Below are 19,407 nucleotides of genomic sequence, written 5' to 3' on the forward strand. Positions count from 1 at the left end.
CACGAACAAGAGCTGCCGGTGGCGCTGCGCGGCCAGTTGCAGCCGGCGCAGGTCGGCCGCCTCGGTCTGCGGCAACCAGGCCAGCACTGCCGCCACCTCGGCGCAGCGCAGGGCCTGCTCGGTGGCCCACAGGCGCGTGGCGGCGGTGGTGGTGTCGACCCGAAGCCAGCGGTCGGCCGGCAGACCCTGCGCAGCCAGCGCGGGCACGAAGGGCGCACGCGGCGGAGACACCAGCACCACCGGCCCGGGCTGCCGGGCCAGAGCCAGCACCAACCCCGGCGCCAGCAGTCGCCACAGATGGGCATGCGGCTGCGGCTGCAGCAGCTCGGTGAGCGCGCCCACGGGCCAGCCGCCACCGGGCAGCACCGCATCGAGCGCGGGCTCTCCGGTGGACAGCGTGACCTCCTCGGCCAGAGGCAGGCCCGCAGCGTGCCAGACACCGGCGGGCAGATCCTGCGGCGAGCGACGCGAGGCAGGTTGCGCGCCCTCAGGTGGCAGGGCGGACGCCAAGATGGAAGAAGACGGGTAGGAGGACACCGCCCCCTGGGAGACGGCCACGGCGTGAACGGTGTTCATGACACAAGCGCCAACAAAGACTGTTTATTCATACAGTACTTTAACCCAGCCTTTCGGGCTTGGCCAGCTCTACAAGCAGCCCCCAGGGCTGAAGTGTGGCTGTCGGCGTCCGCGCAAAACCTTCCGCCGGCGCCCAACACGCGCTGCAATCGCGCCTTTCGCTCGCCACCTCCCTCCCCTACGACCACAGGAGTTCCCACACCGTGCCTGCATTGCTCGCTTTCGCCCGAGGGGTCGACTGGCTCACCGACCGCTTCGGTAACCTGGCCCAGTGGGCCGCCATCCTGGCCTGCGCCATCAGCGCTGGCAACGCCGTCATCCGCTACGGGTTCGACATCTCCTCCAACGCCTGGCTCGAAATCCAGTGGTACCTGTTCGCCGCCTGCGTGATGCTGGGCGCGTCCCAGGTGCTGCGGCTCAACGAGCATGTGCGTGTAGACATCCTCTACGGCAAGCTCTCGGCCCGCGGCAAGGTCTGGGTGGACCTGCTGGGGCTGATCTTCTTCCTCCTGCCCGCCATGGGCGTGCTTCTGTGGTACGCGGCCCCGCTCTTCCTGAGCATGTACCAATCGGGCGAGATGTCCAGCAACGCCGGTGGCTTGATCCGCTGGCCAGCCATGCTGATGCTGCCGCTGGGGTTCGGTCTGGTGCTGCTGCAGGGCCTGGCGGAAATCATCAAACGCATTGGCTGGCTGCAAGGCGTGCATGAGATGGCCTTCCAGTACGAAAGGCCGCTGCAATGAGCATCCCCCTGAACCTCTTTCCCCCGGTCATGTTCGCCGGGCTCATCGGCATCATGCTGATCGGCTTTCCGGTGGCCTTCTCCTTGGCGGCCCTGGGCTTGATCAGCGGCGCTTACGCCATCAGCCAGGGCTGGTTTCCGGTCCACTTCATGGCCAACCTGCCGCTCAATGTGTTTGGCATCCTGTCCAACGAGCTGCTGCTGGCGATTCCCTTCTTCACACTTATGGGGGCCATCCTCGAGAAATGCGGGCTGGCCGAGGACATGCTCGACGCCATGGGCCAGCTGTTCGGCCCGGTACGGGGTGGCCTGGGCTACTCGGTCATCATCGTCGGCTTCATCCTGGGCGCCATCACAGGCACAGTGGCCGGCCAAGTGATCGCCATGGCCATGATCGCCCTGCCGGTGATGATGCGCTACGGCTATGACACACGCTACGCCACTGGCGTACTCGCCGCCTCGGGCACCATCACCCAGCTGGTGCCGCCCTCGCTGGTGCTGGTGGTGATGGCCGACCAGCTTGGTCGCTCGGTGGGCGACATGTACAAGGGCGCCTGGGGCCCCTCCATCCTGCAGGTGCTGCTGTTCGCGGCCTACACCTTCGTGCTCACCCGGCTGCGTCCGGAGGCCCTGCCCGGGGTGCCCGCGAGCGCACGAACCCTGCAGGGCTGGGCGCTGTGGCGCAAGTGCCTGCGCGGCATCATCCCCTCGGCCGTCCTCATCTTCACCGTGCTGGGAAGCATGGGCGGGCTGCCAGGGATCGACCACGCCATCGCGACGCCTACCGAGGCCGGCGCCATGGGTGCGGTGGGCGCGCTGGTGCTGGCACTGCTTCACCGCCGCTTGGACTGGTCGCTGTTCCAGCAGGCGATGGTGGGCACCATGCGCATGACCGCCATGGTGGTGTTCATCCTGATCGGCTCGCGGGTGTTCTCGCTGGTGTTCCAGGGGGTGGACGGCGCGCGCTGGATCGAGCATTTGCTGTCTGACCTGCCGGGCGGGCGCATCGGCTTCCTGCTGCTGGTCAACGCCTTCATCTTCTTCCTGGCCTTCTTCCTCGACTTCTTCGAGATCGCCTTCATCATCTTGCCGCTGCTCGCGCCGGTGGCCGAGAAGCTGGGCATCGACCTGGTCTGGTTCGGCGTGCTGCTGTGCGTGAACATGCAGACCAGCTTCATGCATCCGCCCTTTGGCTTTGCCTTGTTCTACCTGCGCGGCATCGCCGACACGCTGCACAAGAACGCGGCCTTGCCCAAGCCTGTGGCCTCGCGCGATATCTACCTGGGCGCGATTCCCTGGCTGGTGCTGCAACTGCTGCTGGTGGGCATCGTGATCTTCGTGCCAGAAACAGTGACGTTCTTCCTGGACAAGGAGGTCGCGGTCGATGTGGACAAGGTCATCATCGAGATGCCGCCCGAGGAAGGTGGCGGCCTGGCTTCACCCGGCGCCAGCGGGCCCTCCTCCGCCGACGACGCCCGGGCGCTAGAGGAGTTGATGCGCCCGGTACCCGATCCGGCTGCCGCGCCGCAACTGCCCGCTGGTAACAGCCGCTGAAGGCGGGCATCGGGGGTATGCGCGGGCGGTCAGGGCACACCGCGGGGCGGACAGCGGCGCCGGGCACGACCCAGCCCCGCGCCCGCGGCGCTCTGGTAAGGTTCGGGGCTGTTGCAAGCTCCCTTCTTTCAAGTACCGCCACCATGACCCTGGCCCGCCTCACCTCCCTCGCTTTGCGCCCTGCCCGCGTCCTGCTGTTGCCCGTCGCCGCCGCCCTGGCACTGGGCCTGGCGGGGTGCAAGGACAGCCCCAAGCCCGAGCCAGTCACCGCGCCCAAGGCCGCCGCCCAGGCGGTGAGCGTGGAGACCCTGGCCGCCGAGGGCAAGGGCTTCAGCGTCGGCTCGACGATGGCCGCGCGCACCGTTTACGTCTTCTTCGACCCGCAGTGCCCGCATTGCGCCGCGCTGTGGGTGGCGGCCAAGCCGCTCAAGTCACAGGCCCGCTTCGTCTGGATGCCGGTCAGCCTGATCAACCCGACCAGCACCACCCAAGGTGCCACGCTGCTGGCGGCGGCCGACCCGGTGATGGCCATGGACCAGCATGAGGCCTCCATGGCCGCCAAGCAGGGCGGCATCATGGCCAAGGGGGACGTTGAGGCGCAAAAGGCCCAGGTCATGGCCAATACCGCGCTCATGAACCGCTACGGCTTCGGCAGCGTCCCGGTCATCATCGGCAAGCACGCCACCACGGGCGAGCTGGTGGTCAAAGAGGGCGCCCTGCCCACACCGGCGCTGGCCAATGCGCTGGGGCTGCAGGTTCCGGCAGGCAACTGAGCGGCCGGCGTTGCCGCGACGCATGCGCCGCGGCAGGCGGTCGGCGCGGGGCGCGCACCGACCACCACACCCGCTCGCTCAGGCGAGCAGCTTCACGCCAGTCTTGGCCTGTAGCTGGTCCAGCGTCACGTCGGGCGCGAGCTCGATCACCTTCAGCCCTTCGGGCGTGACGTCCATCACCGCCAGGTCGGTGATGATGCGGTCGACCACGCCCACACCGGTGAGCGGCAGGGTGCACTGGGGTAGGATTTTGAGGTCCTCGCCGCCATCTTTCTTCCGGGCCACATGCTCCATCAGCACGATGACGCGCTTGACGCCGGCCACCAGGTCCATGGCGCCACCCATGCCCTTGACCATCTTGCCGGGAATCATCCAATTTGCCAGGTCGCCCTTCTCTGAGACCTGCATGGCGCCGAGGATGGACAGGTTGATCTTTCCGCCGCGGATCATGGCAAAGGACTGGTCGCTGCTGAAAATGGCCGAGCCCTTCATGGTGGTCACCGTCTGCTTGCCGGCATTGATCAAATCGGCGTCGACCTCGTCTTCATAGGGGAAGGGGCCAATACCCAGCATGCCGTTCTCGCTTTGCAGCCAGACCTCGACATGGTCGGGCACATGGTTGGCCACCAGCGTCGGAATGCCGATACCGAGGTTCACATAGAAGCCGTCCTGCAGCTCCGAAGCCGCGCGCGCGGCCATCTGGTCTTGGGTCCAGGGCATGAGGGCTCTCCTTATTTGCGGTCGCGGGTGGTGCGCTTTTCGATGCGCTTTTCGGGGGTCGGGTTGTGTACGATGCGGTGCACATAGATGCCCGGCAGGTGAATGTCGTCTGGCGCCAACTCGCCGGTGGCGACGATGCGCTCGACTTCCACGATGCAGATCTTGCCGGCGGTGGCCGCCGCCGGGTTGAAGTTGCGCGCGGTGAGGTTAAAGCGCAGGTTGCCCGAGCGGTCGGCTACGTCGGCCTTGATCAGGGAAACTTCGGGGACCAGGGCGCGCTCCATCACATAGGTTTCGCCGTCGAACTCGCGCAGCTCCTTGCCCTCGGCCACCAGGGTGCCGACACCGGTCTTGGTGAAGAAGGCCGGAATGCCGGCGCCGCCGGCGCGCAGCTTCTCGGCCAGCGTGCCCTGCGGGGTGAACTCCAGCTCCAGCTCGCCCGCCAGGTACTGGCGCTCGAACTCCTTGTTCTCGCCCACGTAGGAGGAGATCATCTTTTTGATCTGGCGGGTCTCGAGCAGCTTGCCCAGGCCGAAGCCATCGACACCGGCGTTATTGGAAATGGCGGTGAGGTTCTTCACGCCGCTGGCACGCAGCGCGTCGATGAGGGCCTCGGGAATGCCGCACAGGCCGAAGCCGCCGACAGCGATCAGCTGGCCGTCGTGCACGACACCGTCGAGCGCTGCGGCCGCAGAGGGGTAGACCTTGTTCACGGGAAGGATCTCCTGGGATGGAAAGGGGGCTGCTCCGCGAAACCGGAGCGGCGTGCGCGTACGATACTACCTACCTAGATACGTAGTACTCCCTAAATAGGAATACCGGGAGGAAAGCCGGGGGAAGTACCAGGGGGCCTGCCAGGTCACCCTCGCCGGACCAGGCACAGGAACTGCACCATGGACATCGACTACCGCCTCGCCTTCGAGCTCGCCCCGGTGGGACTGTGCCTCTCGCGCGACCGGCGCATCGTGGACTGCAACGCGCTGATGTGCGAGATGTTCGGCGTACCGCGTGAGGCCTTGGTCGGCGAATCCTTCCAAGTGCTCTACCCCAGCGCAGACGAATACGAGCGCCTGGGCGCACGCATCGCGCCCATCCTGAACACACGCGGCCGCTATGCCGACGACCGCATCATGAAGCGCGCCGACGGCGATCTGTTCTGGTGCCATGTGAGCGGCCGTGCCATCAACCGCGCGTCACCGCATGAGGCGGGTATTTGGTCGTTCGAAGACCTGAGCGCGCGCCGCCCGGTCAAGGCCGAACTCACCCCGCGCGAGCGCGAAGTGGCGGCGCGCCTGCTTGAGGGCCTCACCTCCAAGGAAATCGGCAAAACGCTGGCCATCAGCCACCGCACAGTGGAGATCTACCGGGCGCGGCTGATGCGCAAGTACCAGGCCAGCACGACGGCCGACCTGGTCCACAAGCTGATGGCGGGGGCATGAGCAGCCGGGTGACATGGGGGGGGCGGATGGGTCTGAAGGGCACCCTGATCTGGCTGCGTTACCCTCAAGGCAGAAACCCCGGGAGACACCCATGAGCACCCGCTACCCGCTGGCCGACCTGGCCAACCTGCCCGATGACATCCGTGCCCGCATTCTCGAGGTGCAGGAAAAAAGCGGCTTCGTCCCCAACGTGTTCTTGGCCCTGGCGCGCCGGCCGGCCGAGTGGCGCGCCTTCTTCGCGTATCACGACGCGCTGATGCTCAAGGAGGGCGGGAACCTCACCAAGGGCGATCGGGAAATGATCGTCACCACGACCAGTGCCGCCAACCACTGCCTGTATTGCGTGGTGGCGCACGGCGCCATCTTGCGCATCTACGAGAAAAAGCCGCTGGTGGCCGATCAGGTGGCGGTCAACCACCGCAAGGCCGACATCTCCCCGCGCCAGAGGGCCATGCTCGACTTCGCGATGAAGGTCTGCCTGCGCTCGCACGAGGTGAAAGACGCCGACTTTGCGGCCCTGCAGGCCCACGGCTTCGACGACGAGGACGCCTGGGACATCACCGCCATCACCGCCTTCTTTGGTCTGTCGAACCGCATGGCCAATGTGACCAGCATGATGCCCAACCCCGAGTTCTACATGCTCGGGCGGGTACCGCGGGCCCGCTGAGGGCCCCCGCCCCTCACTGCGCCAGCTGCCGCACCCAGTCTGGCAAGGGGACGGACTTGCCGGTCTTCACATCGGCCCAGACCATGGTGCCGCCGCCAGCAGCGCAGAGAATGTCGGGCTCTCCGACACGGGTCATCAGGCCCCAGGTGTGGAAGGAACTGCGGCCAGGGTCACAGGCGTACAGGCGCAGCAGCACCTCGTCGGGGTAAGCCAGTTGCCGGTAGAAATTGCAGAAGGCGTTGGCGAGTACGGGCCCCGGCACCTTCGGATCGCCTTCGACGCCGATGGACTTGAACCAATCCATGCGCGCCGTTTCCAGGTAGCGGAAGTACATCGTGTTGTTCATGTGGCCCATGACGTCCATGTCGCCCCAGCGGACTTTGAACACCATCTCGTAGACCAGGTTCTTCTTCTCAGGAATCTCGATCTTCATCGTTGCGCCTTGATAGATGCCAGGATGCCCAGAGTGAACAAGACCGCCGCCAGCCACTGGGCGGGCATGGGCCAGCGCCCCTCCAGCACGAAAGCGTACAACAGCGCGAACAGGGTCTCGCTCACGATCAGTTGCCCGCACAGGCTGGCCGAGAGACGCCGACTGGCCTCGTTCCAGAGAATGGTGGCCAGCCAGGCAGCGCCAAAGCCGGTGGCGCCGCACAGCACCAGGTAGGTGACCAGGTCTGGCCTGCCCAGAATTTCGCGCAGCGGGCTGCCGGCCACCGCCCACAGGCCCAGGGTGCCCACGCCGGTGGCCAGGCCCAACCAGTTGGCCCAGGCGGTGACGGACACCTGCGGGTTGCGCCGCAGCCAGGCGGAATTGAGCAGCGCAAACGCGGTCCAGAACACCATGGCCACGCCAGCCAGCATCACACCGCGCCAAAATGCCGGCGCCTGAACAAGACCACCCCCGGCCTGAACGGATTCGGTCATGAGTGCCAGGCCGGCGGCGGTGAGCAGCAGACCGGGCAGCAGGGCCCGCCAGCGCAGGTCACCGGGCTTGCCCAGGACCATGACCCACAAAGGAATGGTGCCAATGATCAGTGTGGGCACCTCGGGGCCTGCATCGCGCAGAGACAGCACCAGCAGCGCGTAGTAGCCCCAGAAGCCCAGCACGCTCAGGACGAAGGCGGCCAGGGCCTGGCGCCTGTCTGGCCAGAGGCTTGTGGTTGGGGCTACCGCGTCGGCTTCCTCATTGGCAATCTCACTGGCCACCTGATTGGCAAGCGGGCTCGTGCGTGAACGAAGCAGCGGCACCACCAGCATCGCCCCCAGGGAGACGCCCGCGTAGGCCAGCATGCGCCCCACCGCCAGATCGACCGGTGGCCAGTGAGGTAGCCAGGCTGGCACGACAAAGACCAGGCCCCACAGCGCGCCGGCGGCCAGCCCCGCCAGGACGCCCGGCAGCATCAGGCGCTGAAGCCGTCGTCGGCGGCGATGATGGCGCCGTTGACGAAATGCCCCTCGCCGCTGGCGAGCAGGACCACCAGCGCATCGAGGTCCTGCGGCTGCCCGACCCGCTTGCGCGGCAGCATCTGCACCAACTTCTGGCCAGCTTCGGTTTGCCAGTGGTCGTGGTTGATTTCGGTGTCGATGTAGCCAGGGCAGATGGCATTGACGTTGATGCCAAAGCGCCCCCACTCCAGGGCCATGGCCCGGGTCATGTGAATGATGGCCGCCTTGCTCATGGCATAGACCCCCACCTGGGCCAACGGCCGCAGGCCCAGCACCGAGGCTATGTTGATGATGCGTCCGCCGGTGTAGGTGCCTGGCGCCGCGCCCTTGGCCCGGGCCAGCATGCGCTTGGCCACCTCCTGGGCGACGAAGAAGGCGCCGCGCTGGTTGGTGTTCATGAGGCGGTCGTAGTCTTCCTCGCTCACCTCCTGCAGCCGGCGTGAGAGGCCCACGCCCGAGCAATTGACCAGGATGTCGATCGATCCCACCTCGGTCTCGGCGTGGGCGACCGCGGCGCGGATGCTCACCGTGTCTGTCACGTCCATCGCAATGACATGGGCGTCGCCGCCCTCACCCTCGATCTGCGCGCGCAGGTCCTTGAGGCGTTCGACGCGGCGGGCGCACAAGACGACAGCGGCACCTGCGCGGGCCAGCACACGGGCTGCCTGCGCGCCCAGCCCGCTGGAGGCGCCGGTGACGAGAGCCACACGGCCGGAGAGGTCAATCGAATAGGCCATTTGCTGGGCTCCTGAAAAAGTCATGCCAGGGGAAAGACGGCAGCAGCGAGGACGAAAACACGAGCGCCCTAAAATGCACAGGAACTCCGGTGGAGTGAGCCACCTCCACTGCACTGATTGGCATTATCCGAGAGACCGCATGACAAACGAAGAAATCCTGGCGCAGTTCGGCCCCCGGGAGGCCATGGAATACGACGTCGTCGTCGTCGGGGGGGGGCCAGCCGGCCTGTCCACCGCCATTCGCCTCAAGCAGCTGGCCGCCGAAAAGGGCAAGGAAGTTTCTGTGGTGGTGCTGGAGAAAGGCTCCGAGCCCGGTGCCCACATTCTTTCGGGCGCGATCATGGACCCGCGCGCACTGACCGAGCTCTTTCCCGATTGGCGAGAAAAGGGCGCCCCCCTGAACCAGCCGGTCACCGACGACGCCTTTCTTTTCCTCACCGAAACGGGTGGTGTGCGTACCCCCAACTTCCTGTTGCCCAAGAACTTTCATAACGAAGGCAACTACATCATCAGCCTGGCCAACCTGACCCGCTGGCTCGCCCAGCAGGCCGAAGAACTGGGCGTGGAGATCTTTCCGGGCTTTCCGGCCGGCGAGGTGCTTTACAACGAGGACGGCTCGGTCAAGGGCGTGGCCACGGCCAATATGGGCATTGGCAAGGACGGGCAGCCCACCGACAACTTCCAGCTGGGCATGGAGCTGCACGCCCGCTACACCGTCTTTGCCGAGGGCGCACGCGGCCACTTGGGCAAGCAGTTGATCGCCAAGTACAAGCTGGATGCCGACGCTGACCCACAAAGCTACTCCATCGGCATCAAGGAGGTCTGGGAAGTCGACCCGGCGCGCCACCAACCGGGCCTGGCGGTACACACCGCCGGTTGGCCGCTCGAGAACGACACCTACGGCGGTTCCTTCCTGTACCACATGGAAAACAACCAGATCGCCGTCGGCTATGTCGTCGGTCTGGACTATGCCAACCCCTGGCTCTCCCCCTTCGAGGAGTTCCAGCGCTTCAAGACCCACCCCAATATCCGCTGGTACTTCGACACGCCCGAGGGCGGCAAACCGGCCAAGCGCGTGGCCTATGGCGCCCGCGCGCTCACGGTGGGCGGCCTGCTGTCGCTGCCCAAGACGGTATTCCCGGGTGGCGCCCTGGTCGGCTGCGACGCCGGTTACCTGAACGCGTCGCGCATCAAGGGCAGCCATGCGGCTATCAAGACCGGCATGCTGGCGGCCGAGGCGGCGTTTGACGCCATCGTGGCTGACCGCCGCCATGACGAACTCACGGCCTACCCGGAAGCTTTCGAGAAGTCCTGGCTGCACACCGAGTTGAACAAGGCGCGCAACTTCAAGCAGTGGTTCAAGAAGGGCCTGCCCCTGGCCACGGTGATGACCGGCATCGAACAGTTCCTCTTGCGCGGGCATATCCCGTGGACGATTCACCGCCAGAAGGCCGACCACCTGAACCTCAAGCCCGCGGCCGACTGCCCGCGCATCGAGTACCCCAAGCCCGACGGCAAGCTCACCTTCGACCGGCTCTCGTCGGTGTTCATCTCGAACACCAACCACGCCGAGGACCAGCCAGCCCACCTCACGCTGAAAGACGCCTCGGTGCCGGTGAACCTGAACCTGGCCAAGTTTGCTGGCCCCGAGTCGCGCTACTGCCCCGCCGGCGTGTACGAGTACGTACCAGCCGACGGGGGCGGCGAGCGCCTTCAGATCAACGCGCAGAACTGTGTGCACTGCAAGACCTGCGACATCAAGGACCCGAGCCAGAACATCGTCTGGGTGGTGCCCGAGGGCGGCGGCGGACCCAACTACGCCAATATGTAAAAAAGGCGCCGCAAGGCGCCTTTTTTTTCGTCGGCCACCCCTTGGCTGGTTCTGGCTCGCTCTGGCTGGGTCTAGTGCGCGCTGGCTGGTTCTGGCCCGACCTCCCCATGAGCCACTCAGTCGTACACGGTCGAGACCTAACCGGAGCGTTCGGGCCGGCTACAATTTAGGCGTTGTCAGGAGAGAGCGGTCGGCATCCCGGAAGGGAACAACAGCCCACCGCCGCCGAAGGCGCAGGCCACCGGGAGTCCGGAGGGCCGAACGCTCAGGCACCCAGGACTGACGACGCGTCCCGGCAACGGGGCGTTCCCCTGCTGGAGAGAGGCTTGCCGCCATAGCCCGTGACCCACGGCGCGAGGCGCAGCAAGCCCACCGAAGGAGCAAACCCCACCGGGGTGAATCTCTCAGGTAAAGCGGACAGCGGGGCTCAGCCAAGGCCTATCCGATCGGACGGGCCCTGGATAGATGCCCTGCCACCGGAGATCCGCTTGTCTTCTTCGTCTGCTCCCGCTACCGCCTTGCTGAAGACGCCGCTGCATGCCCTGCACCTCGAGCTCGGCGCGCGCATGGTCCCCTTCGCCGGCTACGAGATGCCGGTGCAATACCCCGCTGGCCTGATGGCCGAACACCGCCACACCCGCGCCGCCGCTGGCCTTTTTGACGTTTCGCACATGGGCCAGTTGCGGCTGGTGGGCCCGGACGCTGGCGCGGCCTTCGAATCGCTGATGCCGGTCGATGTGGTCGACCTGCCAGTGGGCAAGCAGCGCTATGGCCTGTTGCTCACCGAAGACGGCGGCATCATCGACGACCTGATGTACACCCGGCGCGAGGGCGACCTCTTCGTCATCGTCAACGGCGCCTGCAAGGCGGGCGACATCGCGCACATCCAAGCCCGCATCGGCGCCCGCTGCCAGGTCCTGCCCCTGCCCGATCACGGGCTGCTGGCACTGCAGGGCCCGCAGGCGGCAACTGCCCTGGCCCGCCTGCTGCCCGGCGTGGACAAGCTGGTCTTCATGACCGGCGCGTCTTTCACCTGGGAGGGCGCGGCGCTTTTCATCACCCGCAGCGGCTACACCGGCGAGGACGGGTTCGAGATCTCCGTCCCCGGCAACCGGGCCGAGGCCCTGGCCCGCGCCCTTCTGGCCCAGCCCGAGGTGGCGCCCATCGGCCTGGGCGCGCGCAACTCCCTGCGTCTGGAAGCGGGTCTGTGCCTGTACGGCAATGACATCGACACCATCACCACCCCGGTCGAGGCAGCCCTGACCTGGGCCATCCAGAAAGTGCGCCGCACCGGTGGGGCACGCGCCGGCGGCTTTCCCGGTGCGGCCAAGGTGCTCGGGCAGCTCGATGGCAGCGTGCCCGTCACCCGCAAGCGCGTGGGTCTGAAGGCCCTGGAGCGGGTCCCGGTGCGGGAGCATACCGAGCTGCAGAACGCGGCTGGCCAGCGCGTGGGCGAGGTGAGCAGTGGCCTGCTGGGCCCGAGCATCGACCTGCCGGTGGCCCTGGCCTATGTGGACAGCGCCCTGGCATCGCCGGGCACGCGGGTCAACGCCCTGGTGCGCGGCAAGGCCATTCCGATGGAAGTCAGCGCCCTGCCCTTCGTCCCCAACCGCTACTACCGAGGCTGAGCCCGACCACAGCCGCGATCCCGGCAGGGCGACAATCCCAACCGGCATCCGTCAAACGCCAACCCAAAAACAAGCAAACAAAACCGCAACCAGGAGAACCCGATGAGCGTCAAGTACACCCAGGACCACGAGTGGATCCAGACCGAGGGCGATGCGCCCTCGGTGGTGGGCATCACCGTCCACGCCCAGGACGCGCTGGGCGACGTGGTCTTCGTCGACCTACCCGAAGTGGGCCGCAGCTACAACGCAGGCGAAGTGGCAGGCGTGGTCGAGTCGGTCAAGGCCGCCGCTGACGTCTACATGCCGGTCACCGGCGAGGTGGTCGAGGTCAACGAAGCCCTGCGCGGCGACCCCTCGCTGGCCAACACCGACCCGCTGGGCACCGGCTGGTTCTTCAAGGTGCGCCTGGCGGACCCGAGCCAGCTCGACGCCATGATGGACGCGACGGCCTACGACGCGTTCAGCCAAAACGCCTGAGACACGGGCGGGCCCTGCGCCTGCCCTGCCCGCCGCCTGCGCCGGTCTGCGCACACCCGATATCGACAGCCCTGACGGAGCCTTTTTCATGTTGATGCAATCCGCCCGCCCCTTGAGCGACCTGGAGAACCCCGGCGAGTTCATTCCCCGCCATATCGGCATCTCGGAGGCCGACGAGCGGCACATGCTCTCCGTGATCGGCGAGGCCTCGCGCCGCGCCCTGATCGAAAGCATCGTGCCCCGCAGCATCGCGCGCCGTCAGGCCATGCAGCTGCCGCCGGCGGTGGGTGAGGCACAGGCGCTGGCCGAACTCAAGGCCATCGCCGGGCAAAACCGCCTGCTTCGCAGCTTCATCGGCCAGGGCTACCACGGCACCCACACCCCGGGCGTCATCCTGCGCAACATTCTCGAAAACCCCGCCTGGTACACCGCCTACACGCCCTATCAGGCCGAGATTTCCCAGGGCCGCATGGAGGCACTGGTCAACTTCCAGACCATGGTCTGCGATTTGACCGGCATGCCGATCGCCAACGCCTCCATGCTCGACGAGGCCACCGCCGCCGCCGAGGCGATGACGCTGGCCAAGCGCAGCGTCAGATCGAAAAGCAATCGCTTCATCGTCGCCGGTGACTGCCACCCGCAGACCATTGCGGTGGTGAAGACCCGTGCCAAGCCCTTGGGGCTGGAGGTGCTCGTGACCGCCTCCCAGGCCGAGTGGACGCAGGCACTGGCCGGCGAGCACTTCGGCGCGCTGGCCCAGTACCCCGCCACCGACGGGCGTCTGCCCGAGCTGACCGAATTGCAGGCGGGCACCGCCGCCTCACACGCGCAGCAGGCCGCCTTCATCGTGGCAGCCGACCTGCTGGCACTCACCCTGCTCACCCCGCCGGGGGAATGGGGCGCCGACATCGTGGTGGGCAGCACTCAGCGCTTTGGCATGCCCATGGGCGCGGGCGGTCCGCACGCCGCCTACATGGCCTGCCTGGACGCGCATAAGCGCTCTATGCCCGGGCGCCTGGTGGGCGTGAGCGTGGACAGCCACGGCAACCCTGCCTACCGCCTGGCCCTGCAAACCCGCGAGCAGCACATTCGCCGGGAGAAGGCCACCTCCAACATCTGCACCGCGCAGGTGCTGCCTGCCGTGGTGGCCAGCATGTACGCGGTCTATCACGGCCCCGAGGGCTTAAAGCGCATTGCCTCGCGCGTGGCGGCCTACACCGCCATCTTGGCCCAGGGCCTGCAGCAGTTAGGCTGGGTGACCGGGCCTGGCAGCGCACCTGCGGCTGCCTTCGACACCCTGTGCGTGCAAACTGGCGCCGACACCGACCGAATCGCCTCTGCCGCTGTGGCGCGTGGCGCCAACCTGCGCCTGCTGGACGCCTCGCACCTGTGCATCGCCCTGGACGAGACCTGCACACGCGACGACATCTCCCTGCTGTGGTCGGTGTTCGCCCGCGACGACCAGGCGCTCCCGAGCTTTGCCACCTTTGAAAAAGGCATCGAGCCGCTGATCCCGGCCAGCCTGCGGCGCACTAGCCATTTCATGACGCACCCGGTGTTCAACAGTCACCATAGCGAGACCGGCATGCTGCGCTACATCCGCGCGCTTTCGGACAAAGATCTCGCGCTCGATCGCAGCATGATCCCCCTGGGCAGTTGCACCATGAAACTCAATGCGACCAGCGAGATGATTCCTATCACCTGGCCCGAGTTCGCCCAGCCCCACCCCTTTGCCCCGGCCGACCAGCTGGCCGGCTACGCCGTGCTTGACGCGCAGCTGCGCGAGTGGCTGTGCCAGGCCACTGGTTACGCCGGCATCAGCCTGCAGCCCAACGCCGGCTCGCAGGGCGAGTACGCGGGCCTACTGGCCATCAAAGCCTGGCATGAGAGCCGCGGCGACATGCAGCGCGACGTCTGTCTGATTCCTTCCTCCGCCCACGGCACCAACCCGGCCAGCGCGCAGATGGTGGGCATGCAGGTGGTGGTCACCGCCTGCGACGCGATGGGCAATGTGGACATGGCCGACCTGCACGCCAAGTGCGAAGCGCACAGCGATCGCCTGGCCGCGGTGATGATCACCTACCCCAGCACCCACGGCGTGTTTGAAACCAGCGTGAAGGACCTGTGCGCGCTGGTCCACCAGCATGGCGGACGTGTCTACGTGGACGGCGCCAACATGAACGCGCTGGTGGGTGTGGCGGCGCGGGGCGAGTTTGGCGGCGACGTGAGCCACCTCAATTTGCACAAGACCTTCTGCATTCCGCACGGCGGCGGTGGACCGGGCGTGGGCCCAGTGTGCGTGGTCGAGGACCTGGTGCCTTTCTTGCCCGGCCATGCCACCGGCGCGGCGGGCAGCCTGGGCGAGCGACCGGTGGGCCCGGTGTCCGCAGCGCCTTTGGGCAACGCAGCGGTGCTGCCGATCAGCTGGATGTACTGCCGCATGATGGGCGCGGACGGCCTGCAACAGGCCACCGAAGCGGCCATTCTCTCGGCCAACTACATCAGCCGGCGCCTAGCCGGCCACTACCCCACGCTCTACGCCAGCGAGAACGGCCATGTGGCGCATGAGTGCATCCTGGACCTGCGGCCGTTCAAAGACACCAGCGGCGTGAGCGCAGAGGACGTGGCCAAGCGCCTGATGGACTATGGCTTTCACGCGCCCACACTCAGCTTTCCGGTCGCCGGCACCTTGATGGTCGAGCCGACCGAGAGCGAGACGCTGGGCGAGATTGACCGCTTCATCGGCGCGATGATTGCCATCCGCGAGGAGATCCGCCAAATCGAACGCGGCGAGTGGCCGCAAGACGACAACCCCCTCAAGCACGCACCGCACACCGCGGCCAGCCTACTGCGGGGCGAGTGGACACATGCCTACCCGCGCGAGGTGGGCGCCGCCGTCCTAGGCGAAGGCCGCCACGCCAAGTACTGGCCGCCAGTGGGCCGTGTGGACAACGTCTGGGGCGACCGCAACCTGTTTTGCAGCTGCGTGCCGGTGGGTGACTACGCCGCAAACCCCTGACGCACGCGGCCTGGCGCTGCGTCGTAACGAAGGCGCGAGCCAAAAGACTCAGAGAATCGCCTCCAGTCCCTTGCGGTCCAAGAGATTGAGTAGCTTGAGCGAAGGTCCGCTGGGGTGCTTCTCGCCGATCTCCCACTTGCGGACCGTGGACGCACTGGTGTTGAGAACCGAGGCCAGTACCGCCTGACTCAAATTGGCACGATCGCGCAAAGCGCGAATCTGCGGGCCGTCGTAGGGTGCAATCGGTTCCAGGCAAAGCACCTCCAGCTTGCGCTGTTTGCGCTTGTCGATGAAGCCGAGACGCTGTAGGTCTTGGGCGGTCAAGTGAACTGCCTCAAGAATCGGGCTCTTGGCCTTGGGTTTAGCTGCCATGGCAAATCTCCTGTAATGCACCGTCTTCCACGGCAAGCCCCAACTGGGCGGACGAAAGCGCAAGCAACTCCGACGCCAATACTCGCAAGCCTTCCAACTCAGCGTCCGACACATTCGCCTTTTGGTTCTTCTCGAATCCAAAAACAAAGAACCATCGACCCGTGCGCCGGGTTGCCACCAGTGTGCGCGCCCCACCACTTTTGCCGCGACCAGGAAGTGCCACACGCTTCTTGACCACATCACCGCCCAGATCGGCATCCAGCAGGCCCTTCACCATCTCCTGAACGGCTCGGCACAAAGCCTCATCAGTGAGTAGCGTCTTGCGCATCCACCGGGCGAAGTAACGAGTTTTGAAGACGCGGTCCATCCAAAATATATACCACTTAGTGGCATACAACAAGATGACGGGAGTAAGCCCTTGATGGGCCGAACTGCGGTTGAGTGAGAAGCCCCGCTCGGCGGGAACTAGCCTGATGCCATAGTTGATGCTAGATTGCATCTTTTCAAGCATCGGAGTCCGCCATGCGAACCACCGTCACCATCGAAGATGACCTCTACCAAAAGGCACTGGATATTGCCGACCCTGGCATGGACAAGTCCCAGGTCTTTCGCGAGGCCATGCAGGTTTTCGTGCGAGTGCAGGCGGCCCAGCGCTTGGCCGCACTCGGGGGGGCAGCACCGGGCATGAAGCCCATCGCGCGCCGCCGTCCCGGTAAGTCCTGAAGGGGCTAGGCATGGCGGGCGTCTTGGTCGACACCTCGGTCTGGGTCCGGCATTTCAGGCGAACAGACCCTGTGCTGGTCAATCTGCTGATGACAGACGAGGTCCTCGTGCATCCCCTGGTGCTGCTGGAAGTAGCCTGCGGAACTCCGCCGGCGCCCCGCAGCCTCACCTTGTCATTCCTCGGGCAATTGGGCCAGACAGCCATCGCCACGCCCGAGGAAACTATGGCACTTGTTGAACGGAAGCGTCTTTTCGACAAAGGCTGCGGCGCGGTGGACATCAGCCTTCTGGCCTCGGCCCTGCTGACCCCAGGCGCAAGCCTGTGGACGCATGACCGCCCCCTGCAGGCACTGGCTGAGCGCCTGGGCGTTGCCTTCCGACCCGCCACCGGCGTTCTATGATCGTCGGCAATTTGCCAACCGAGACCGATACGATGATTGTTGAAATCGCAGACTTCAAGGTCCGCCCCGAGCAGCGCGCCGCTTTCCTCCAGGCCATCACCGGAGCCGCCACCGCCTACCTCGCCAAGTCCGAGGGTTACCGGGGCCACCGCATCCTCGCCTGCCAAGAGGCACCCGGGCGCGTCGTGCTCACCGTCGAGTGGGCAACACTCGAGGCCCACACCGTGGGCTTTCGGCAGTCGCCGGCCTTCACCGAGTGGCGCGCGATGATCGGGCCCTTCTTCATGGAGCCGCCTCACGTCGAGCACTTCGACATAGCCGCCGCCTCCTGAGTTCACCGCCCCGACCGATTGACGTGAGAAGGCCCCGCCGATGAACATCCCCTCCGCCATCGCCGCCGCCTTCACCCCCGCCGGGCCGCTGCGGGCGGGCATCAACCTGGGCAACCCCATCCTGGCTGGCAAGCGGGCCGACACGGGCGAGGTGTACGGCGTGTCGGTCGACCTCGCGCGCGGCTTCGCACAGCGCCTGGGCGTCGAGTTGGAATTAAAGCCCGTGGACACCGCCGCCAAGTCGGTCGACTTGGTGACGAAGGAGGAAGCCGACATTGGCTTTTTCGCGGTCGACCCGCTGCGCGGCGCGGGCATTCATTTCACCGCGCCCTATGTGCTGATCGAGGGCTGCTACCTGGTGCGGGACGCCTCCCCCCTCACCCGCAACGATGAGGTCGACCAGGCCGGTACCCGCGTGGTGGTGGGCCAGGGCAGCGCCTACGACCTCTTTCTCTCGCGTGAAATCAAGGCGGCGACGCTGGAGCGCGCGCGCTCCTCGCCAGCGGTGGTTGACCACTTCATTGCCACTGGCGCCGACGTGGCCGCTGGGGTGAAACAACAACTCGAAGCTGATGCCGCCCGCTTAGGGGGCCTGCGGCTACTGCCGGGACGCTTCATGGTGATCCAGCAGGCCATGGGCTGCCCCAAGGGCCGTGGCGCCGAGGCCGCCGCAGCGCTGGCGGCGTATGTCGAGGAGATGAAGGCCTCGGGCTTTGTTGCCGAGGCGTTGGCGCGTCACGGCATCGAAGGCGCCTCGGTGGCGCCAGCTTCAGAGCGCTAGGGCTTACCCGCGGCGGGCGCAGGTGTCATTCCATGCGCTCGATCATCCTCCGGTGAAGCTCCTCCAGCCGCGTGCCCTCTGGGTGGAGGACAACCTCCGAGCGGTAAGCCGCCATCTTCCTTGCCAGATCGATCTGAGTCGCCCATGTGAACGCCCTCTTGGTGGATACGATGAGATCCGATAGCTCGTCCTCCATTTCCTTTACCTGTTCCCGCCATACACGTATGCGGTCTTCCTGCAGCCTTTGTGCGAGGTCGAGGTACCGCTCCGGCAGGATCGCCGATGCAGGCGGCAAGGAAGGCGACGGAGCTGTGGACGGAGGTGCTGCACCCCCAGCGTCCGGGTCGAGCGCGACGTCCAGCGGGTGGGCCTGGGCTTCGGCCTCGATCCGTCGCCGTGAGGCCACGTCGAAAATCGTCTCCGCCTGCCATGCAGGGGCGGCCGGGATCGATGCTTCGATCCAATCAGACGCCGTACCCTCTGCCGATCGGGCTTGATCTATGGTGTCGGTGTGGCCCGCCAATAGGGCTTGTGAATGCGGCTGTGAATGCGGCTGCGACGGCACCTGTGACTGCGCCTGTAACCGCTGGGGCACGATGTCAGAGACCGGAACGCGCGGATCCGCCTCGGGGAGCGCCGGCTGACCGAGCACCGGCGCAGGCGCGGCCGAGGTGAAGTAAAGGCCCAGGACGGGCATGAGGCGGGCGGAGATGTGCATGGGGCGCTCCATAAGCGAGGGGAATGAAGCGCACGATGGTGCGCGAACCCGCGCCCCACGGGAAGCGCCTGCGCCTACCGAATCAGACCGCTGTCAGGCCGTCGCCGTGGTGCCAGCTGACTGCTGTGCAATCTGCCGCAATGCCTGCTCAAAGGCTTCGGCTGGCTGGCCGCCCTGAATCAGGTACTGGTCATTGACGATGACCGAGGGCACGGCCGTGATGCCGGCTTGCCGGTAGAACGCTTCGCGGTCGCGCACCTCTGCGGCGAATTCATCGCTGGACAAAATGGACCGGGCCACCTCGGCATCGAGGCCGGCCGCAGCCACCGCTGCCAGCATGACCTCGTGCTGGCCCACTGCCTGGCCCTGCTCGTGGTAGCTCGAAAGCAGGGCCTGTTTGAGGTCGCGTTGCGCGCTGCCGCCCAGCGTGCCCGCCCAATGCAGCAGGCGGTGGGCATCAAAGGTGTT

At 66.3% G+C, this 19,407-nt stretch carries 22 protein-coding genes, 1 pseudogene and 2 riboswitches; of the genes and pseudogenes, 13 read left to right on the forward strand and 10 right to left on the reverse strand.

The annotated features are described in order from the left end of the window. Positions 1-576, reverse strand: a pseudogene (locus tag QE494_RS15110) (hypothetical protein); the annotation flags it as partial. Positions 577-779: 203 nt separating this feature from the next. On the opposite strand from QE494_RS15110, the gene QE494_RS15115 reads away from it, so the two are divergent. The 3 genes from QE494_RS15115 to QE494_RS15125 all read left to right on the forward strand — a co-directional run bounded on the left by QE494_RS15115 (position 780) and on the right by QE494_RS15125 (position 3,645). Continuing rightward, positions 780-1,319: a TRAP transporter small permease subunit gene (locus QE494_RS15115; RefSeq protein WP_300044463.1), complete on the forward strand. Its 540-nt coding sequence runs from the start codon at positions 780-782 to the stop codon at positions 1,317-1,319. Positions 1,320-1,321: 2 nt separating this feature from the next. Continuing rightward, positions 1,322-2,872, forward strand: coding sequence for a TRAP transporter large permease subunit (locus tag QE494_RS15120; protein WP_300044509.1), 1,551 nt, complete (start codon positions 1,322-1,324; stop codon positions 2,870-2,872). A gap of 143 nt (positions 2,873-3,015) precedes the next feature. Continuing rightward, a complete protein-coding gene (locus QE494_RS15125; protein ID WP_300044465.1) occupies positions 3,016-3,645 on the forward strand; it encodes a thioredoxin domain-containing protein in 630 nt (209 codons plus the stop codon). A gap of 78 nt (positions 3,646-3,723) precedes the next feature. On the opposite strand, the gene QE494_RS15130 is transcribed toward QE494_RS15125, so the two are convergent. Together QE494_RS15130 and QE494_RS15135 are read right to left on the reverse strand one after the other, a co-directional pair. Continuing rightward, on the reverse strand, positions 3,724-4,365 hold the full coding sequence (locus QE494_RS15130; RefSeq protein ID WP_300044467.1) for a CoA transferase subunit B: 642 nt from the start codon (positions 4,363-4,365) through the stop codon (positions 3,724-3,726). An 11-nt stretch (positions 4,366-4,376) separates the two neighbouring features. Next, the gene (locus tag QE494_RS15135; protein WP_300044469.1) at positions 4,377-5,078 is read right to left on the reverse strand and encodes a CoA transferase subunit A; all 702 of its coding nucleotides are present in this window, start codon (positions 5,076-5,078) and stop codon (positions 4,377-4,379) included. Positions 5,079-5,258: 180 nt separating this feature from the next. On the opposite strand from QE494_RS15135, the gene QE494_RS15140 reads away from it, so the two are divergent. Further along, positions 5,259-5,804: a LuxR C-terminal-related transcriptional regulator gene (locus QE494_RS15140; RefSeq protein ID WP_300044471.1), complete on the forward strand. Its 546-nt coding sequence runs from the start codon at positions 5,259-5,261 to the stop codon at positions 5,802-5,804. A gap of 91 nt (positions 5,805-5,895) precedes the next feature. Next, on the forward strand, positions 5,896-6,471 hold the full coding sequence (locus tag QE494_RS15145; RefSeq protein WP_300044473.1) for a peroxidase-related enzyme: 576 nt from the start codon (positions 5,896-5,898) through the stop codon (positions 6,469-6,471). A 13-nt stretch (positions 6,472-6,484) separates the two neighbouring features. On the opposite strand, the gene QE494_RS15150 is transcribed toward QE494_RS15145, so the two are convergent. Genes QE494_RS15150 through QE494_RS15160 form a run of 3 tightly spaced genes read right to left on the reverse strand, consistent with a single transcriptional unit; the run spans position 6,485 to position 8,657 of the window. Next, positions 6,485-6,904, reverse strand: coding sequence for a thioesterase family protein (locus tag QE494_RS15150; RefSeq protein WP_300044474.1), 420 nt, complete (start codon positions 6,902-6,904; stop codon positions 6,485-6,487). Then, the gene (locus tag QE494_RS15155; protein ID WP_300044476.1) at positions 6,901-7,875 is read right to left on the reverse strand and encodes a DMT family transporter; all 975 of its coding nucleotides are present in this window, start codon (positions 7,873-7,875) and stop codon (positions 6,901-6,903) included. The genes QE494_RS15150 and QE494_RS15155 overlap by 4 nt, the downstream gene beginning before the upstream one ends. Then, positions 7,875-8,657, reverse strand: coding sequence for an SDR family oxidoreductase (locus QE494_RS15160; protein ID WP_300044478.1), 783 nt, complete (start codon positions 8,655-8,657; stop codon positions 7,875-7,877). The genes QE494_RS15155 and QE494_RS15160 overlap by 1 nt, the downstream gene beginning before the upstream one ends. A gap of 139 nt (positions 8,658-8,796) precedes the next feature. On the opposite strand from QE494_RS15160, the gene QE494_RS15165 reads away from it, so the two are divergent. The 4 genes from QE494_RS15165 (at position 8,797) to gcvP (ending at position 15,612) form a co-directional block, all read left to right on the forward strand. Then, positions 8,797-10,488: an electron transfer flavoprotein-ubiquinone oxidoreductase gene (locus QE494_RS15165; RefSeq protein WP_300044481.1), complete on the forward strand. Its 1,692-nt coding sequence runs from the start codon at positions 8,797-8,799 to the stop codon at positions 10,486-10,488. A gap of 167 nt (positions 10,489-10,655) precedes the next feature. Then, positions 10,656-10,780: riboswitch (glycine riboswitch) on the forward strand. A 12-nt stretch (positions 10,781-10,792) separates the two neighbouring features. Beyond that, positions 10,793-10,919: riboswitch (glycine riboswitch) on the forward strand. Between the two features lie 57 nt (positions 10,920-10,976). Next, complete coding sequence (gene gcvT, locus QE494_RS15170) at positions 10,977-12,116, forward strand: glycine cleavage system aminomethyltransferase GcvT (RefSeq protein WP_300044483.1); 1,140 nt, start codon at positions 10,977-10,979, stop codon at positions 12,114-12,116. A 102-nt stretch (positions 12,117-12,218) separates the two neighbouring features. Beyond that, positions 12,219-12,593, forward strand: a complete 375-nt coding sequence (gcvH, locus tag QE494_RS15175) for a glycine cleavage system protein GcvH (protein WP_300044486.1) — start codon at positions 12,219-12,221, stop codon at positions 12,591-12,593. Positions 12,594-12,681: 88 nt separating this feature from the next. Then, positions 12,682-15,612 carry an aminomethyl-transferring glycine dehydrogenase gene (gene gcvP, locus QE494_RS15180; RefSeq protein WP_300044489.1) on the forward strand — a complete coding sequence of 977 codons (2,931 nt, stop codon included), beginning with the start codon at positions 12,682-12,684 and terminating at the stop codon, positions 15,610-15,612. A 48-nt stretch (positions 15,613-15,660) separates the two neighbouring features. Here gcvP and QE494_RS15185 read toward each other — a convergent pair whose 3' ends face one another. Further along, the gene (locus tag QE494_RS15185) at positions 15,661-15,984 is read right to left on the reverse strand and encodes a DNA-binding transcriptional regulator (protein ID WP_300044492.1); all 324 of its coding nucleotides are present in this window, start codon (positions 15,982-15,984) and stop codon (positions 15,661-15,663) included. Next, positions 15,974-16,495, reverse strand: a complete 522-nt coding sequence (locus QE494_RS15190; protein WP_336619444.1) for a type II toxin-antitoxin system RelE/ParE family toxin — start codon at positions 16,493-16,495, stop codon at positions 15,974-15,976. The genes QE494_RS15185 and QE494_RS15190 overlap by 11 nt, the downstream gene beginning before the upstream one ends. 11 nt (positions 16,496-16,506) lie before the next feature. Between QE494_RS15190 and QE494_RS15195 the strand changes: the two genes are divergently transcribed. From QE494_RS15195 to QE494_RS15210, 4 genes are read left to right on the forward strand one after another with little or no spacing between them, the layout of a single operon-like run. After that, entirely contained in the window at positions 16,507-16,707 is a 201-nt protein-coding gene (locus tag QE494_RS15195) for a type II toxin-antitoxin system VapB family antitoxin (protein WP_300044494.1), read from the forward strand. Between the two features lie 11 nt (positions 16,708-16,718). Then, the gene (locus QE494_RS15200; protein ID WP_300044497.1) at positions 16,719-17,108 is read left to right on the forward strand and encodes a type II toxin-antitoxin system VapC family toxin; all 390 of its coding nucleotides are present in this window, start codon (positions 16,719-16,721) and stop codon (positions 17,106-17,108) included. A gap of 32 nt (positions 17,109-17,140) precedes the next feature. Next, positions 17,141-17,440 carry an antibiotic biosynthesis monooxygenase gene (locus QE494_RS15205; RefSeq protein WP_300044500.1) on the forward strand — a complete coding sequence of 100 codons (300 nt, stop codon included), beginning with the start codon at positions 17,141-17,143 and terminating at the stop codon, positions 17,438-17,440. A gap of 40 nt (positions 17,441-17,480) precedes the next feature. Continuing rightward, a complete protein-coding gene (locus QE494_RS15210; RefSeq protein WP_300044502.1) occupies positions 17,481-18,221 on the forward strand; it encodes a transporter substrate-binding domain-containing protein in 741 nt (246 codons plus the stop codon). A 25-nt stretch (positions 18,222-18,246) separates the two neighbouring features. Here the strand turns inward: QE494_RS15210 and QE494_RS15215 are convergent, their stop codons facing one another. Together QE494_RS15215 and QE494_RS15220 are read right to left on the reverse strand one after the other, a co-directional pair. Further along, positions 18,247-18,939, reverse strand: coding sequence for a hypothetical protein (locus QE494_RS15215; RefSeq protein WP_300044505.1), 693 nt, complete (start codon positions 18,937-18,939; stop codon positions 18,247-18,249). 93 nt (positions 18,940-19,032) lie between these two features. Next, positions 19,033-19,407: DsbA family protein (locus tag QE494_RS15220; RefSeq protein WP_300044507.1), on the reverse strand; the 375-nt coding region annotated here is incomplete at its 5' end.

It is taken from the genome of Ramlibacter sp. (assembly GCF_029866045.1).
Taxonomy (GTDB): domain Bacteria; phylum Pseudomonadota; class Gammaproteobacteria; order Burkholderiales; family Burkholderiaceae_C; genus Ramlibacter.

Excerpts from the sequence above, each read along its gene's own strand:
- QE494_RS15205 (WP_300044500.1), top strand. The coding sequence starts at position 17,141 with ATGATTGTTGAAATCGCAGACTTCAAGGTCCGCCCCGAGCAGCGCGCC.
- QE494_RS15165 (WP_300044481.1), top strand. The coding sequence starts at position 8,797 with ATGACAAACGAAGAAATCCTGGCGCAGTTCGGCCCCCGGGAGGCCATG.
- QE494_RS15195 (WP_300044494.1), top strand. The coding sequence starts at position 16,507 with ATGCGAACCACCGTCACCATCGAAGATGACCTCTACCAAAAGGCACTG.
- QE494_RS15210 (WP_300044502.1), top strand. The coding sequence starts at position 17,481 with ATGAACATCCCCTCCGCCATCGCCGCCGCCTTCACCCCCGCCGGGCCG.
- QE494_RS15155 (WP_300044476.1), bottom strand. The coding sequence starts at position 7,875 with ATGCTGCCGGGCGTCCTGGCGGGGCTGGCCGCCGGCGCGCTGTGGGGC.
- QE494_RS15215 (WP_300044505.1), bottom strand. The coding sequence starts at position 18,939 with ATGCACATCTCCGCCCGCCTCATGCCCGTCCTGGGCCTTTACTTCACC.
- gcvP (WP_300044489.1), top strand. The coding sequence starts at position 12,682 with ATGTTGATGCAATCCGCCCGCCCCTTGAGCGACCTGGAGAACCCCGGC.
- gcvH (WP_300044486.1), top strand. The coding sequence starts at position 12,219 with ATGAGCGTCAAGTACACCCAGGACCACGAGTGGATCCAGACCGAGGGC.
- QE494_RS15185 (WP_300044492.1), bottom strand. The coding sequence starts at position 15,984 with ATGGCAGCTAAACCCAAGGCCAAGAGCCCGATTCTTGAGGCAGTTCAC.
- QE494_RS15125 (WP_300044465.1), top strand. The coding sequence starts at position 3,016 with ATGACCCTGGCCCGCCTCACCTCCCTCGCTTTGCGCCCTGCCCGCGTC.
- QE494_RS15160 (WP_300044478.1), bottom strand. The coding sequence starts at position 8,657 with ATGGCCTATTCGATTGACCTCTCCGGCCGTGTGGCTCTCGTCACCGGC.
- QE494_RS15140 (WP_300044471.1), top strand. The coding sequence starts at position 5,259 with ATGGACATCGACTACCGCCTCGCCTTCGAGCTCGCCCCGGTGGGACTG.
- QE494_RS15150 (WP_300044474.1), bottom strand. The coding sequence starts at position 6,904 with ATGAAGATCGAGATTCCTGAGAAGAAGAACCTGGTCTACGAGATGGTG.
- QE494_RS15130 (WP_300044467.1), bottom strand. The coding sequence starts at position 4,365 with ATGCCCTGGACCCAAGACCAGATGGCCGCGCGCGCGGCTTCGGAGCTG.
- QE494_RS15200 (WP_300044497.1), top strand. The coding sequence starts at position 16,719 with ATGGCGGGCGTCTTGGTCGACACCTCGGTCTGGGTCCGGCATTTCAGG.
- QE494_RS15145 (WP_300044473.1), top strand. The coding sequence starts at position 5,896 with ATGAGCACCCGCTACCCGCTGGCCGACCTGGCCAACCTGCCCGATGAC.
- QE494_RS15190 (WP_336619444.1), bottom strand. The coding sequence starts at position 16,495 with ATGCTTGAAAAGATGCAATCTAGCATCAACTATGGCATCAGGCTAGTT.